The organism is Variovorax guangxiensis (assembly GCF_003952165.1).
Taxonomy (GTDB): domain Bacteria; phylum Pseudomonadota; class Gammaproteobacteria; order Burkholderiales; family Burkholderiaceae_C; genus Variovorax; species Variovorax guangxiensis.
Map to the genome: position 1 here is coordinate 345,932 of NZ_RXFT01000002.1, position 14,369 is coordinate 360,300.

Genomic DNA, 14,369 nt, shown 5'->3' on the forward strand with positions numbered 1-14,369 from the left:
CTCTCTCCGGTTGATCGTTGCGGGGCGGGTCAGGCAGCGGGGCTTCGTTCGCGCAGCACCAGCGTCTGGGTGGCGAGGCCGATGGGCCCCTGCTCGTCGTAAAGGTAGGACGAGACCAGGCCCGCGCCGCCGCCATGCACCTCGGTGGCCGAGCGCAGGCCGATCCACTCGCCCTGCGGCACGCGGAACAGGTTCAGGCTCAGGTCGGCGTTGGTGAACAGGTAGCGCTCGGCCGGCAGAACCCAGCTCAGGCCGTTGCCGAAGTCGGCCGCCGCCGCGGCGCGCATGGCGGGCGAGGTGGCCGCGCCGTGCAAGAGCGGCACCGCGAGGCGGAACCATGCGGAGCAAGGGCCCGGCCGGGTCGAATCGCCCTCGGCGACGCGCGTCTCCATGGCCGTGCCGTAGAACGACGTGCCCTGTGGCAGGCCCGGAATGCGCACGCGCTCGGTGCAGTCGCGCGGCAGCGGCCGCAGCGGCTCCTGCGGCCAGCCCGGCAGGCCGGGCGGCAGCGCCAGCGACTGTCCCGCCAGCAGCAGCGCGTGCGCCCGCGCCACCAGTACCTCGCCTGCCAGCAGGTCGATGCCCACGCGCACCGTGGAGCGCGAGGACTGCACCTGCGTGCGCGTGACGAGCGGCGCCAGCGGCACCGGCTTCACCAGCTCGAGCGTGAGCCGCGCCAGCTGCCAGCCCGGCCCCGGCGCGGCGCGCTCGGCCACGTGCACCAGCAGCGCGGCGGGCGCGCCGCCATGCTGCGCGCGCGGGTCCCAGGGGCCGCGCGAGTGTTCGCTGGGAAGCCATGCGTCCTCGCCTTGCGAGGTGTAGACGGCGGGGCGGGATTCGTCGGAGTCGTCGGGGGCGTGGGCCATTGCAGAATGCCGTTCGATGGGTCCAAAAATTCTAGGAACAACCCGCCCGCGAGGTGTTCGGGTTCCGCCGCGCTGATGGCGACCGCCCGCGCTCCGGCCGCCGCCCCGAGGCGCAAGCCGCGCCAGTCCCGCGCGCGCGCCACTTCGCAGGCGCTGCAGGAAGCCTTTGTTCGGCTTCTGGTCGAGAAGGGCTACGCCGCCATCACCATCCGCGAGATCGTGTCGGTGGCCGGCACGGGGCTCGGCAGCTTCTACGAATACTTCGCGAGCAAGGAAGACCTGGCGCGCGTGTGCCTGCACCTGCGCTCCAAGGCGCTGCTGCTGGACATGCGCGCGGCCGTCGCCGCGCACGCGGGCCGGCCGCTCGTGCAGATCGTGGACGCGGTGATCGACGCGCAGCTGGAGGCGCACCGCGCGCAGCCCCTGGCCTGGGGCGCGCACTACCTGCTGGAGCGGCACCTCTCGGGCCCCGAGGCCTACCGCAAGATGTACGACCGCTTCGTGGCCGAGTGGGTGGGCGTGCTCGACGCGGCCATCGACCTGTCGCCGGACTGCCAGAAGAAGGAAGTCGCCCGCGTGTGCCAGACCATCATCTACGGCCTGTTCGCGCACCTGCACATCGGCACGGGCGGGCGGCCCGACCTGCAGGCGCTGTCACGGCAGCTGCGTGCCGCGCTGCATGGCTACCTGAAGGGCGTGGCCTGAACGAGGGTCAGCGCGGGCTGCTGCTGTTCTTGTAGCCGCTGACGCTGGCGTCGATGGTGCCGAACACCGTGACGCCGCTGCCGCTGGTTGGCGTCGCGGCCGAGGAACCGGGGGTGCCGGCGGAACCCGTGCCGGCGCAGCCCGTGGCCAGCACGCCCATTGCGATCGCGAATGCGGCGGCGATGAAAGACGACTTCAACGGAATCTCCTGGATGGTGGGGTCTGGGCCACTATAGGCCCGGCGGCCGGGACGGCCTGTAACAAACAGACCCGGCGCCGACAGGGTTGTTGACGGCGCCGCCCTGCCCGGCGTCCTGCCCGGTGCCCTATTCGGGCTTGGCGCCCGAAGCCTTCACCGCAGCGCCCCACACGCCGATCTCGCTCGCCACGAAGCGGTCGAATTCGGCCGGTGTCGTCGGTGCGGGCTCGGCGCCGCGCTCGCGGATGAAGCGCGCCATCTGCTCGCTCTTGAGGATGTCGGTCACCTCGCGGTTCAGGCGCTCGACGATCTCGCCCGGCGTGCCGCGCGGCGCCATCAGGCCGAGCCAGCCGACCGCCTCGAAGTTCTTGGTGCCCGCCACGCCGCTTTCGCGCACCGTGGGCACGTCGGGCAGCTGCGAGGAGCGCGTGGCCGAGGTCACGGCCAGCGGCACCGCCCGGCCCGACTTGATGTGCGGCAGCGCGGCCGTCACCGAGTCGATCATCAGCGGCACCTGGTTGCCCAGGAAGTCCGACTGCGCCGGGCCGCTGCCCCGGTACGGAATGTGCGTGACGAACACATGCGCCGCCGCCTTGTACATCTCGCCCGACAGATGCTGCGTGCCGCCGATGCCGGCGCTCGCGTAGCTCAGCCGGCCGGGCTCGGCCTTGGCGCGCGCGGTGAGCTCGGCCAGCGTGCGGATGCCGCTCTCGGGCGTGGCCAGGAAGACGAGCGGCACCTTGGCGACGAGCGAGATGCCGACCAGGTCCTTGCGCGGGTCGAAGCCCGGCTTGGCGTAGAGCGTCTGGTTCACCGCCATCGCGCTGCCCGCCACCACCAGCGTGTAGCCGTCGGGCTGCGAGCGCACCACGAACTCGGTGCCGATGTTGCTGCCGGCGCCGGCCTTGTTGTCGACCATCACCGGCTGGCCCAGCCGCTTGCCGAGCTGCTCGGCCAGGGCGCGGGCGAAGATGTCGGTGGCTTGCCCTGGCGGGAACGGCACCACCAGCTTGACCGGCTTGTCGGGCCAGGCGGCGGCGTGCGCCGCGCCCATGCCGCCGAGCACCGCGAGGGACAGTGCCACGCTCGTGGCGAAGTGTCTGCGCAGCATGCTCAGGGCGCCGAGAGGTGCTTGCCCACGATGCCCGCGAGCTCGAACATCGTCACCTGGTCCTTGCCGAACACCGGCTTGAGCTTGGCGTCGGCGTTGATCGAGCGCTTGTCCTTGGCGTCCTGCAGGCCGTTGGCCTTGATGTAGTCCCAGAGCTTCTTCACGACCTCGGTGCGCGCGACCGGCTCGTTGCCGATCACCGCCGCGAGTGCGTCGCTGGGCTTGAGGCCCGCGCCGGTCTTGCGCGGCGCGGCGGCCTTCTTCGCGGCCGGTGCCTTCTTGGCCGCGGGCGTCTTCTTCGCCGCTGCCGTCTTCTTGGCGGCGGCGGTCTTGCCGGCGAAGGTCTTGCGCGGCGGGAACTTGCTGCCCCCCTCGCGCGGCGCGAACTCGAAGGTCACCTTGCCCTCTTCCGCGTTCCAGGTCAGGAATGCCTTGAAGGGGCGGCGCGTGCGCATGCTCACGAACTTGTCGAGCAGGTCGGTCTTGCCGGTGGCCAGCAGCTTCTCCATCTGCGCGCGCTCCACGGGCTGCTGCAGGATGATCTTGCCGGTCTTGAAGGTGCAGCTCGGCGTAGGCTGCGAATTGGTGGGCACCGACTTCTCGCAGACGTAGTTGCTGCCGTGCTCGAACACCGGCGCGCCGCACACCGGGCAGGGGCCGACGGTGTCCTGCTCGCTGAAGTCGACGATCTCGCCGCTTTCCTCGTTCTTGTCGTCGCCGAAGTCGAACTCCAGCTTCCAGTTCTTCGCCTCCTCGTCGAACTTGATGACGATCTCGGAGGTGAACGGCCAGCCGGCCTTGGAGCGGAAGCCCTCCAGCGGGCCGATGTGCTTGTCGCGCAGCAGCGCCTCGGCCTCTTCCACTTCGAAAGTGCGACCGGCCGGCGACTTGCCGAACGAGAAGCCGCAGGCGTCCTCGCCCGTGCCGCTCTTGCCGTTGCAGGCATAGCGGCGGTAGTTTTCCTTCACGACGCCGCCGCAGTTGGGGCATGGCGTGCGCAGCGTGGCGTAGTCGCCCGGCACGGTGTCGCGGTCGTATTCCTTGGCCTTCTTGACGATGTGCTGCGTCATCTCGGCGATCTCGCGCATGAAGGCGTCGCGGCTGAGCGCGCCCTTCTCCATCTGCGCGAGCTTGTATTCCCACTCGCCGGTCAGCTCGGCCTTGGAGAGTTCCTCCACGCCCAGGCCGCGCAGCAGCGTCATGAGCTGGAAGGCCTTGGCCGTCGGGATCAGCTCGCGGCCCTCGCGCAGGATGTACTTCTCGGCGATCAGTCCTTCGATGGTGGCCGCGCGCGTGGCCGGCGTGCCAAGGCCCTTCTCCTGCATGGCCTCGCGCAGCTCGTCGTCGTCGATGGTCTTGCCCGCGCCTTCCATGGCGCCCAGCAGCGTGGCTTCGGAGTAGCGTGCCGGCGGGCGCGTCTTCAGGCCCTTGGTGTCGACCGACTCGGCCTTCACGATCTCGCCCGGCTTCACCGGCACGAGGCGCTTGCCGTCCTTGTCGTCTTCCTTCTCGTCGTCCTGCGCTTCCTTGCCGTAGATGGCGAGCCAGCCCGGCTTCACCAGCACCTTGCCGTCGGTGCGGAACGGGTACTTTTTGCCGCCCTGCTCCACCGTGCTGATGCGCGTGGTGACCTGGTATTCGGCGCTCGGGAAGAACACCGAGAGAAAGCGCCGCACGACGAAGTCGTAGAGCTTCTGTTCGGCCTCGCTCAGGCCGCTGGGCGCCTGCAGCGTCGGGATGATGGCGAAGTGGTCCGACACCTTCGCGTTGTCGAAGATGCGCTTGTTGGGCTTCACGTAGTTGCCGTCCACCGCCTGCTGGGCGAAGGGCGCAAGGTGCTTCATGCCGCTGTTGGCCAGCATGCCCATGGTCTGCTTGACCACCGGCAGGTAGTCCTCGGGCAGCGCGCGCGAATCGGTACGCGGGTAGGTCAGCGCCTTGTGGCGCTCGTACAGGCTCTGCGCCAGCGCCAGCGTGGTCTTGGCGCTGAAGCCGAAGCGGCTGTTGGCCTCGCGCTGCAGCGAGGTCAGGTCGAACAGCAGCGGCGAGGCCTGCGTGGTGGGCTTGCTCTCTTCGGTGACGGTGGCCGGCTTGCCGCGCGCGGCGTCGGCGATGGCGCGGGCTTCCTGCTCGTTCCAGACGCGGTCGGCGCGCTGCTCGGGGTCGGGCTCGCCGTTGGGCAAGAGCGGTGCGTTCGCCTTCTTCCAGTCGGGGTTGAACCACTTGCCCGGGTACTCGCCGGCCTCGGCCGCGAAGGTGCCGTGGATTTCCCAGTAGTCGCGCGAGACGAACTTGCGGATCTGCTCCTCGCGCTCCACCACCACCGACAGCGTAGGCGTCTGCACGCGCCCCACGGTTGTGAGGAAGAAGCCGCCGTCGCGCGAATTGAAGGCGGTCATGGCACGCGTGCCGTTGATGCCCACCAGCCAGTCGGCCTCCGAGCGCGAGCGCGCGGCATCGGCCAGGCCCTGCATCTGCTTCTCGGTGCGCAGCGCGTCGAAGCCCTCGCGGATGGCCTGCGGCGTCATCGACTGCAGCCAGAGGCGCTTGACCGGCTTGTTCAGCCCCGACTTGCCGCCCGCGTACTGCTCGATCAGGCGGAAGATCAGCTCGCCCTCGCGCCCCGCGTCGCATGCGTTGATGAGCTGCGTCACGTCCTTGCGCTTGGCCTGCTTGACCACCGCGTTCAGGCGCGTCTTGGTCTTGTCGACGGGCTTCAGGTCGAAGTGCGGCGGAATCACCGGCAGGTTGGCGAAGCTCCACTTGCCGCGCTTGACGTCGAATTCCTCGGGCGCCTGGATTTCGACCAGGTGACCGACCGCGCTGGTCACGACATAGCTGTCGTTCTCGAAATGCTCGTCGTGTTTGTCGAATTTCCCTGCGACCGGCGTGAGAGCGCGGACGATGTCCTGCGCCACCGACGGCTTTTCTGCGATTACCAACGTCTTCATCAACAGTTCCTAAAAAAATTCAGGCCGGCGCCGGGCCGCCCCAAGGCGGCCTGCGGCCCCCTCGGGGGGCAGCGACGACACGCAGTGCAGGAGCGTGGGGGCCACATACAATCTGCGGCTTCCGCGTGCGCACGCGCACACGCGCATGTGTGTGCATATTCAAACTAACAGACTTCGGCGATGCCTTCCAAATCCCCACTTCCGGCCGGTCGTGATACGCAGGCCACCGCGCTCCCCGAGGCGGACGCGCAGCCCGGCAAGGATCGTTCCGGCGGCCGCCGCATCCAGATGCGGCGCTCCGATGTCCACGGCAACGGCGTGTTCGCCGTGCAGGACCTGGCCGAAGGCGAGACGCTGATCGAATACAAGGGCGAAGTCATCAGCTGGAAGGAGGCGCTGCGCCGCCATCCGCACGACCCGACCCAGCCGAACCACACTTTCTACTTCCACATCGACGACGGCCGCGTGATCGACGGCAACGTCAAGGGCAACGATGCACGATGGATCAACCACTCGTGCGAGCCGAACTGCGAAGCCGACGAAGTCGATGGGCGCGTTTATATCAAGGCGCTGCGCAACATCGCCGCCGGCGAGGAGCTCAACTACGACTACGGCCTGATCATCGACGAGCCGTACACGCCCAAGCTGCTTTCCGAATTTCCCTGCTGGTGCGGCTCGGAGCAGTGCCGCGGCACGCTGCTGACACCCAAGGATGAGGACGAGGAAAAGAAAAAGAAGAAGAAGGCAAAGAAAAAAGCCGAAAAGAAAAAGGCCGAGAAAAAAGAAGCGAAGAAAAAGGAAGCCAAAAAGGCCGAAAAGAAGGCTGAGGCGAAAGCGGAAAAGAAATCCGCGAAGAAAGACAAGTCCGCAAAGGACTGACCATGAGCAACAGCAGCACCGCCGACTGGTTCCAGGACCGGATCGCCGCGTCGGTCGCGCCGCTGGTGCCCGGCTTCGCGGTCGAGGCGGTGGCGGAAATAGATTCCACCAACACCGAGCTGATGCGCCGCGCGCGCGCCGGCCGCGTCGAGCCCGTGCTGCTCGTGGCCGAGCGCCAGACGGCCGGGCGCGGCCGGCTCGGGCGCCCCTGGCAGAGCGGTGCGCAGCAGGATGCGGCTGTCTCGCTGACCTTCTCGCTGGGCATGCCGCTCGCACCCGCCGACTGGTCGGGCCTGTCGCTGGCCGTCGGCGTGGCGGTGGCCGAGGGGCTCGACCCCTCGGGCGCGCACAAGATCGGCCTCAAGTGGCCCAACGACGTGTGGGTCGACGACCGCAAGCTGGTCGGCATCCTCATCGAAACCGCCCTGCCCTCCGACGGCGGCCCGGATGCGTCGCGCTATGTGGTGATCGGCATCGGCATCAACATCGGCGCGCGCGAGGGCGACGGCATGCGCACGCCGCCGGCATGGCTGCACCAGTGGCGTCCCGGAGCCAGTGCTCCCGAGGTGCTGGCCGAACTGGCCGAGCCTCTGGTGCGGACGGTGCTCGACTTCGAGGCCCGCGGCTTTGCTCCTTTCGCCGAACGTTTTGCCGCGCGCGACGTGCTGCGCGGGCGCGAGGTGGCGCTCAGCGACGGCACCGCAGGCCTGTGCGAGGGCGTGGCCTGGGGCGGCGAACTGCAGGTGCGCACCGACGCCGGCCTGCAGCTCATTTCCAGCGATGAAGTGAGCGTGCGCCCTCGCGGCATGTCTTTCTGACTGTCACGATGAAGCTGCGCCTGCTCCTCGTCGTCCTGTTGCTGGCCAATGCCGGCTACTTCCTCTGGGCGCGCGGCGATCTCGCGGGCTTCGGGCTTGCGCCGGCCAGCCTCGCGGAGCGCGAGCCGCAGCGCATGGCGCGGCAGATCCACCCCGAGTGGCTGCAGATCCGCAAGGAAGCGCCGAAGGCCGCCGCGCCGGCGCCCTGACGAACTCCCGCTGCCGTCTCAGGACGGCTGCTCGCCTTCGAATCGCACCGTGAAGAGCGCGCCCGGCGGCTGCTTGCCGGGATGCGCGTCTTCCAGCTTCACCTGCGCGCGGTGCTGGTTCGCGATCTCCAGCACGATCGGCAGGCCCAGCCCCGAGCCGTCGGCCTCGTTGCCGAGCACGCGGTAGAAGGGCTCGAACACCAGTTCGCGGTCGGCCTCGGCGATGCCGGGGCCGTTGTCCTCCACCTGCAGCAGCAGCACGTGGCCGAAGGGGTCGGCCAGCACGCGCACGGTGATCAGGCCGGGGCGCTCGGGCGTCGAGGGCGTGTAGTTGATGGCGTTGTCGACCAGGTTGCGCACCAGCTCCTTCAGCAGCGTGGCGTTGCCGTCGAACACCACGCCCGGCGCGCCGGGCTCGACGCCGTCGTAGCCCAGGTCGATGCGCTTCTCGATGGCGCGCGGCACCGCCTCGCGCACCACCTCGATGGTCAGCTTCGCGAGGTCGCAGGGCTGGTGATGCGCGTTGGCGCTGTTGCCCTCGGCGCGCGCCAGCGACAGCAGCTGGTTCACCGTGTGCGTGGCGCGCTTGCTCGCGCGGCCGATCTGCTTGAGCGACTGCTTCAGCTCGTCGGCGTTGGCGCCCTCGCGCTGCGCCAGGTCGGCCTGCATGCGAAGCCCCGCCAGCGGCGTCTTCAACTGGTGCGCCGCGTCGGCCAGGAAGCGCTTCTGGGTGCCGATGGAGTCGTTGAGCTTGTCCAGCAGCTCGTTCACCGAGGACACCAGCGGCACCACTTCCAGCGGCACCGAGGATTCGTCCAGCGGGCTCAGGTCGCCCGGGCGGCGCTCGCGGATGCGCGCCTCCACCACCGACAGCGGCTTGATGCCGCGCACCAGCGCCAGCCAGATCAGCAGCACCGCCAGCGGCAGGATGGCGAACTGCGGCAGCAGCACGCCCTTGATGATCTCGGCCGCCAGCACCGACTGCTTCTCGCGCGTCTCGGCCAGCTGCAGCAGCGTGGGCGGCACGTCGTCGGTGCCGCTGGCGATCCACATCGAGGCCACGCGCACCGGCTGGCCGTGCACGTCGCTGTTGTGCAGGAAGACCTGGCCGGGCGGCAGCGGCTCGTCGAGGCCGGGCTGCGGGATGTCGCGCTCGCCGCTGAGCAGGTTGTCGTAACCGTCGAGCAGCTGGTAGTAGACGTGGCCGGTCTCGTCGGCGCGCAGGATCTCGCGCGCCGACTGCGAGAGCACGAACTGCGCGTGTCCCTCCTTCACCGTCACCAGCTCGGCCAGCGCCTTCACGTTGTGCTCCAGCGCGCGGTCGTAGGGCGCGTTGGCGATGCCCTGCGCCACCAGCCAGGTGACGCCGATGCTCACCGGCACCAGCAGCAGCAGCGGCGTGAGCATCCAGTCGAGGATCTCGCCGAACAGGGAGCGCTGCGCGCGCTGGAACAACTTCATCGCGCCGATTCCTCCGGCGTGCCGCCGCCCGCGCGTGGCGGCTGCCGTGTGGTCGTCACTGGATCTTTTCGAGGCAGTAGCCCAGCCCGCGCACCGTCGCGATGCGCACCGGGCCCTTCTCGATCTTCTTGCGCAGCCGGTGGATGTAGACCTCGATGGCGTTGAGGCTCACCTCCTCGCCCCATTCGCACAGCCGGTCGACCAGCTGGTCCTTGCTCACCAGCCGGCCGGCGCGCTGCAGCAGCACTTCGAGCAGGCCGAGTTCGCGCGCCGAGAGTTCGATCATCTTGCCGTCGATGGTGGCCACGCGGCCGGCCTGGTCGTACACCAGCGGGCCGTGGCGGATGGTGTTGCTGGTGGCGCCCATGCCGCGCCGCGTGAGGGCGCGCACGCGTGCCTCGAGCTCCTGCAGGCTGAAGGGCTTGGCCATGTAGTCGTCGGCGCCGTGGTCGAGGCCCTTGACGCGCTCCTCCACGCTGTCGGCGGCGGTGAGCACCAGCACCGGCAGCTGCGAGCCGCGCGCGCGCAGCCGCTTGAGGATCTCGATGCCGTGCAGGCTGGGCAGCCCGAGGTCGAGGATCAGCAGGTCGAATTCGTCATGGGTCATGAGCGCGGTGTCGGCCTGCGAGCCGTTGGCCACGTGGTCGACCGCCGCGCCCGAGGTGCGCAGGCTGCGCAGCAGGGCATCGGCCAGCACCTGGTCGTCTTCGGCAATCAGAATCCGCATGCGTCACCTCCGGCCTGTTTCAGGTGTCGGGCGTCCTCGGGGCGCCGTTCACGGTTGTCTCTTCGCAGGAGTCTAGCCCGCCGTATAGGCTTCGAGTCCGATGGTTACCACGGTGGCGATCTCGTCGCCCACGCTGCTCCTGAACTCCTTCTCGGCCTGCGTCACCGCGCCGCGGAAGGCGTCCAACCAGGCGAGCCCGTCGGCGGTGAAGAGCACGCGCCGCGCCCGCGCGTCCAGCGGATCGGGCCCGCGCGTGACCAGTCCCCAGGCCTCGCACTGGTCGACCAGTGCGCCCATCGCCTGCTTGGTCATGCCGGCGCGCTCGGCCAGTTCGGTGAGGCGCGAGCCCTCGCGCGACAGGTGCCGCGTGATGTGGATGTGCGCCGCGCTCACCTGCGCGCGCGCCGCGAGGTTCGACAGGGCCAGCGGCACTTCGACGTCGTGCGCCATCAGTTCCAGCACGCGCTCGTCGAAGCGGCGCATGGCGTGGCCCAGCAGGCGGCCCAGGTGGGTCTGGCGCCAGGCGTCCTGGTCGGCGGGAAAGGGGGCTTCGGCCATGGCGCCGAATGGTAAAGCAAACTGACCAAAAAACAGGTTTACGTCGAGGAATCAGCCCCTACACTACTGTTCAAGCATCCAGCCTGTAGTTAAACGCAGATGGATGGTGTCACACACAAGCCATTGATCTTCAAGGAGTTTTTCACATGGACGCAGCAGTCAAGGGTTCGAACATCGGCGCCAACAGCGAGAAGGCCAAGGCCCTGCAGGCCGCGCTGGCCCAGATCGAAAAGCAGTTCGGCAAGGGCACCATCATGCGGCTGGGCGAGGGCGAGGTGCTGGAAGACATCCAGGTGGTCTCCACCGGCTCGCTGGGCCTGGACATCGCCCTGGGCGTCGGCGGCCTGCCGCGCGGCCGCGTCGTCGAAATCTACGGCCCTGAATCCTCGGGCAAGACCACCCTCACGCTGCAGGTCATCGCCGCCATGCAGAAGCAGGCCGGCACCTGCGCCTTCGTCGACGCCGAACACGCCCTCGACGTGCAATACGCCCAGAAGCTCGGCGTGAACCTGTCGGACCTGCTGATCAGCCAGCCCGACACCGGCGAGCAGGCGCTCGAGATCGTCGATTCGCTGGTGCGCTCCGGCGCCGTCGACCTGATCGTGGTCGACTCGGTCGCCGCGCTCACGCCCAAGGCCGAAATCGAAGGCGAGATGGGCGACTCGCTGCCCGGCCTTCAGGCCCGCCTGATGAGCCAGGCGCTGCGCAAGCTCACCGCCACGATCAAGAAGACCAACTGCATGGTCATCTTCATCAACCAGATCCGCATGAAGATCGGCGTGATGTTCGGCTCGCCCGAAACCACCACCGGCGGCAACGCGCTGAAGTTCTACGCCTCGGTGCGCCTGGACATCCGCCGCATCGGCACCATCAAGAAGGGCGACGAGGCCATCGGCAACGAAACCAAGGTGAAGGTGGTGAAGAACAAGGTCTCGCCTCCCTTCAAGACGGCCGAGTTCGACATCCTGTTCGGCGAGGGTATCAGCCGCGAGGGCGAGATCATCGACATGGGCGTGAACGCCAAGATCATCGACAAGTCGGGCGCCTGGTACGCCTACAACGGCGAGAAGATCGGCCAGGGCCGCGACAACGCCCGCGAGTTCCTGCGCGAGAACCCCTCGCTGTCGCGCGAGATCGAGAACAAGGTGCGCGAGTCGCTGGGCGTGCCGCTGCTGGCCGCCGATGCCGACGACGTCGCCGAGAAGCCGCAGAAGGCGGCCAAGGCCGACAAGGCAGAGAAGGGCGAGTAACCAGTCAGGGCGCGGCTCTCCGGGGCCGCGCCGGCGACCCCGCATGGCATTCGACGCCCCATCCCTCAAAGGCCGCGCGCTGCGCCTGCTGAGCCAGCGCGAGCATTCGCGCGCAGAGCTGGAGCGCAAGCTGGCGAAGCACGAGGAAGAGCCCGGCACGCTGGCGAAGGCGCTCGATGAACTGGAGGCCAAGGACTTCATCAGCGAGCCGCGCGTGGTGGCTTCGGTGCTGCACCAGCGCGCGGCCAGTTCGGGCGCGCTGCGGGTGAGGCAGGAACTGCAGGCCAGGGGCATCGCGCCCCAAGCCGTCGCCGAGGCGGTGGCCAGCCTGCAGGAAACAGAGGTCGAGCGCGCCACGGCCGTCTGGCGCCGCCGATTCGACGCTCCGCCCGCCGATGCGAAGGAGCGCGCGAAGCAGATGCGATTCCTGATGGCGCGCGGCTTCTCCGGCGCCGTCGTCTCCAAGGTGCTCAGGAGCGATTTCGATGAAGCAGCACAAGAGCAGTGAAGAGGGCGCGGCGCAGTCCCGCGTCATCACGCAGCGCGTCGCTTGCGAGTGGCGCCGCGCCTATGTGCTGGCGGCCGATCCGAGGCGGCTTCCCGAATGGGCCAGTGGCCTCGCGAAAAGCGCGCTGGTACCGCACGGCGACCACTGGATCGTGCGCACGCCCGAGAGTGGCGAAGCCCGCATGCGCTTCGCGCCGCGCAATGACTTCGGCGTGCTCGACCACTGGGTGGCGCCCGAAGGCGTGCCCGAGGTCTACCTGCCGTTGCGCGTGATCGGCGTCGCGCCGGATGCCTGCGAGCTGCAGTTCACGCTGCTGCGCCAGCCGCACATGGACGACGCGGCCTTCGAGCGCGACGCGCAGTGGATCGCCCGCGACCTGCGGACCCTGCGCGACCTGCTCGAGGCAGATTGACTGTCCGATCGCAGGCGCGGCGGCCGGCGGCGCTCAGAACTTGCGGTATTTCAGGTAGGCCTCCTGCGGGTCGGTGCCCGCGAGGATGGCGGTGCGCACGAGGTTCTCGCGGCCCATCATGTGCTCGGCCTCGGCAATGATGGACTCGGCCTGCGCGAGCGGCAGGCGGATCACGCCATCGGTGTCGGCCAGCAGCAGGTCGCCCGGGTTCACCGTGACCTCGCCGATGCGCACCGGCACCTCCATCGCCTCGGGCAGCCAGTAGCCCACGATGTCGCGCGGCGTGAAGTAGCGGTGCCACACCTGGAAGCCCTGCCGGATGATGAATTCGGCGTCGCGCACGCCGCCGTCGGCGATCACGCCCAGCACGCCCTTGCGGCCCAGCGTCTCGGCCGAGAGTTCGCCCATGTGCGAGACGGTCGAGTCGTTCGGCTGGATCACCGCGATGTGGCCCGGCCTGGCGCGCGAGAGAAAGCCGGTCCACGCCATCAGCGTCTCGTGCGGATCGGCCGCGGGGTCGACGCGGCCGTTCACCGTGAAGGCCGGCCCGCAGAGTTTCTGGCCGGGGATCAGCGGACGCAGCGTGGGCGGCAGCGTGAAGTCGCGCAGCCCTGCGGCGCGCATCACGTCATGAAGGACGCCGGTGTAGCAGGCCCGCAGGCGGGTGAGCAAGGAGGCCGGCGGCGTGTCGGGAGTCTGGGCCATGTGTGAATCCTGTTTTCTTTATAAAAACACTTTTCACGAATGAGATTAACGATCGGGCCACTGGTAAAGGCTGGGGTTTGCGCGAGTTCGCGGGTAACCACTGAGTCAGGAGTCGGCGAATAGGGGTTGTGACGGGGGCGGCGATGCACCCGGCTCGCGTATATTTGATTTCATTAGTGAAATTCATATTTCACATGTACGCAGCAACTCCCAACCAAAGGACCTCCCAGTGACTTCACGCGTTCAAGGAAAGAACATCCTCGTTACCGCAGCCGGCAAGGGCATCGGACGCGCCAGCGCGCTGGCGCTGGCTCGCGAAGGCGGCACCGTGTGGGCCACCGACGTGGACACGGCGGCGCTGGCCGAGCTCGCCGAGCTGGCCCGCGAAGAGGGCCTGGCGAGCCTGAAGACTGCCACGCTCGACGTGCGCGACACCGCCGCGGTGCAGGCCTTCGCCCAGGCCACGGGGCGGCTGGACGTGCTCTTCAACTGCGCCGGCTACGTACACGCCGGCAACATCCTGGCCTGCGAGGAGGCGGACTGGGACTTCAGCATGGATCTCAACGCGAAGTCCATGTACCGCACCATCCGCGCCTTCCTGCCCGCCATGCTGGAGCGCGGCGGTTCGATCATCAACATGGCCTCGGCTGCCTCCAGCGTGAAGGGCGTGCCCAACCGCTTCGTCTACGGCGCCTCCAAGGCAGCGGTCATCGGGCTGACCAAGGCGGTGGCGGCCGACTTCATCCAGCAGGGCGTGCGCTGCAACGCCATCTGCCCGGGCACTGTCGAGTCGCCCTCGCTGCGCGACCGCATCGCGGCCCAGGCAGAGCAGGCCGGCACCGACGAGGCCGCGGTGCGCGCCGCCTTCGTGGCGCGCCAGCCGCTGGGGCGCGTCGGCAAGCCGGAGGAGATCGCCGCGCTGGTGGTGTATTTGGCTTCCGACGAGTCGGCCTTCACCACCGGTGCGATCCATATGATCGACGGTGGATGGTCGAACTGAACGGGGAAAG

16 protein-coding genes are annotated in these 14,369 nt (G+C 68.7%); 8 read left to right on the forward strand and 8 right to left on the reverse strand.

Annotation, left to right across the window (positions count from 1 at the left end):
• Positions 1-29: 29 nt before the first annotated feature.
• Positions 30-866, reverse strand: a complete 837-nt coding sequence (locus EJP67_RS07185; RefSeq protein ID WP_126021017.1) for a thioesterase family protein — start codon at positions 864-866, stop codon at positions 30-32.
• Between the two features lie 75 nt (positions 867-941).
• Here EJP67_RS07185 and EJP67_RS07190 point away from each other — a divergent pair, with 75 nt between their 5' ends.
• The gene (locus EJP67_RS07190; protein WP_165909572.1) at positions 942-1,571 is read left to right on the forward strand and encodes a TetR/AcrR family transcriptional regulator; all 630 of its coding nucleotides are present in this window, start codon (positions 942-944) and stop codon (positions 1,569-1,571) included.
• Positions 1,572-1,578: 7 nt separating this feature from the next.
• Here EJP67_RS07190 and EJP67_RS07195 read toward each other — a convergent pair whose 3' ends face one another.
• From EJP67_RS07195 to EJP67_RS07205, 3 genes are all read right to left on the reverse strand, one after another.
• The gene (locus tag EJP67_RS07195; RefSeq protein WP_126021018.1) at positions 1,579-1,770 is read right to left on the reverse strand and encodes a hypothetical protein; all 192 of its coding nucleotides are present in this window, start codon (positions 1,768-1,770) and stop codon (positions 1,579-1,581) included.
• Between the two features lie 127 nt (positions 1,771-1,897).
• Entirely contained in the window at positions 1,898-2,881 is a 984-nt protein-coding gene (locus EJP67_RS07200; protein WP_126021019.1) for a tripartite tricarboxylate transporter substrate binding protein, read from the reverse strand.
• Between the two features lie 2 nt (positions 2,882-2,883).
• On the reverse strand, positions 2,884-5,835 hold the full coding sequence (locus tag EJP67_RS07205; RefSeq protein WP_126021020.1) for a DNA topoisomerase III: 2,952 nt from the start codon (positions 5,833-5,835) through the stop codon (positions 2,884-2,886).
• 177 nt (positions 5,836-6,012) lie between these two features.
• On the opposite strand from EJP67_RS07205, the gene EJP67_RS07210 reads away from it, so the two are divergent.
• Genes EJP67_RS07210 through EJP67_RS07220 form a run of 3 tightly spaced genes read left to right on the forward strand, consistent with a single transcriptional unit; the run spans position 6,013 to position 7,738 of the window.
• Positions 6,013-6,711, forward strand: coding sequence for an SET domain-containing protein (locus tag EJP67_RS07210; RefSeq protein WP_375792091.1), 699 nt, complete (start codon positions 6,013-6,015; stop codon positions 6,709-6,711).
• 2 nt (positions 6,712-6,713) lie between these two features.
• Entirely contained in the window at positions 6,714-7,529 is an 816-nt protein-coding gene (locus EJP67_RS07215; RefSeq protein WP_126021021.1) for a biotin--[acetyl-CoA-carboxylase] ligase, read from the forward strand.
• An 8-nt stretch (positions 7,530-7,537) separates the two neighbouring features.
• Positions 7,538-7,738 carry a sporulation protein gene (locus EJP67_RS07220; RefSeq protein ID WP_126021022.1) on the forward strand — a complete coding sequence of 67 codons (201 nt, stop codon included), beginning with the start codon at positions 7,538-7,540 and terminating at the stop codon, positions 7,736-7,738.
• Positions 7,739-7,756: 18 nt separating this feature from the next.
• Here EJP67_RS07220 and EJP67_RS07225 read toward each other — a convergent pair whose 3' ends face one another.
• From EJP67_RS07225 to EJP67_RS07235, 3 genes are all read right to left on the reverse strand, one after another.
• Entirely contained in the window at positions 7,757-9,199 is a 1,443-nt protein-coding gene (locus EJP67_RS07225) for a sensor histidine kinase (RefSeq protein ID WP_126021023.1), read from the reverse strand.
• A gap of 55 nt (positions 9,200-9,254) precedes the next feature.
• Entirely contained in the window at positions 9,255-9,926 is a 672-nt protein-coding gene (locus EJP67_RS07230; protein WP_126021024.1) for a response regulator transcription factor, read from the reverse strand.
• 72 nt (positions 9,927-9,998) lie between these two features.
• Positions 9,999-10,484, reverse strand: a complete 486-nt coding sequence (locus EJP67_RS07235; RefSeq protein ID WP_126021025.1) for a MarR family winged helix-turn-helix transcriptional regulator — start codon at positions 10,482-10,484, stop codon at positions 9,999-10,001.
• Between the two features lie 146 nt (positions 10,485-10,630).
• On the opposite strand from EJP67_RS07235, the gene recA reads away from it, so the two are divergent.
• Genes recA through EJP67_RS07250 form a run of 3 tightly spaced genes read left to right on the forward strand, consistent with a single transcriptional unit; the run spans position 10,631 to position 12,654 of the window.
• Entirely contained in the window at positions 10,631-11,734 is a 1,104-nt protein-coding gene (recA, locus tag EJP67_RS07240) for a recombinase RecA (protein WP_126021026.1), read from the forward strand.
• Positions 11,735-11,777: 43 nt separating this feature from the next.
• Positions 11,778-12,242: a recombination regulator RecX gene (gene recX / locus EJP67_RS07245; protein WP_126021027.1), complete on the forward strand. Its 465-nt coding sequence runs from the start codon at positions 11,778-11,780 to the stop codon at positions 12,240-12,242.
• A complete protein-coding gene (locus tag EJP67_RS07250; protein ID WP_126021028.1) occupies positions 12,220-12,654 on the forward strand; it encodes an SRPBCC family protein in 435 nt (144 codons plus the stop codon). The genes recX and EJP67_RS07250 overlap by 23 nt, the downstream gene beginning before the upstream one ends.
• A 33-nt stretch (positions 12,655-12,687) precedes the next feature.
• On the opposite strand, the gene EJP67_RS07255 is transcribed toward EJP67_RS07250, so the two are convergent.
• Positions 12,688-13,359, reverse strand: coding sequence for an RraA family protein (locus EJP67_RS07255; protein ID WP_126021029.1), 672 nt, complete (start codon positions 13,357-13,359; stop codon positions 12,688-12,690).
• Positions 13,360-13,588: 229 nt separating this feature from the next.
• Here EJP67_RS07255 and EJP67_RS07260 point away from each other — a divergent pair, with 229 nt between their 5' ends.
• Positions 13,589-14,359 carry an SDR family oxidoreductase gene (locus EJP67_RS07260; protein ID WP_126021030.1) on the forward strand — a complete coding sequence of 257 codons (771 nt, stop codon included), beginning with the start codon at positions 13,589-13,591 and terminating at the stop codon, positions 14,357-14,359.
• Positions 14,360-14,369 lie beyond the last annotated feature (10 nt).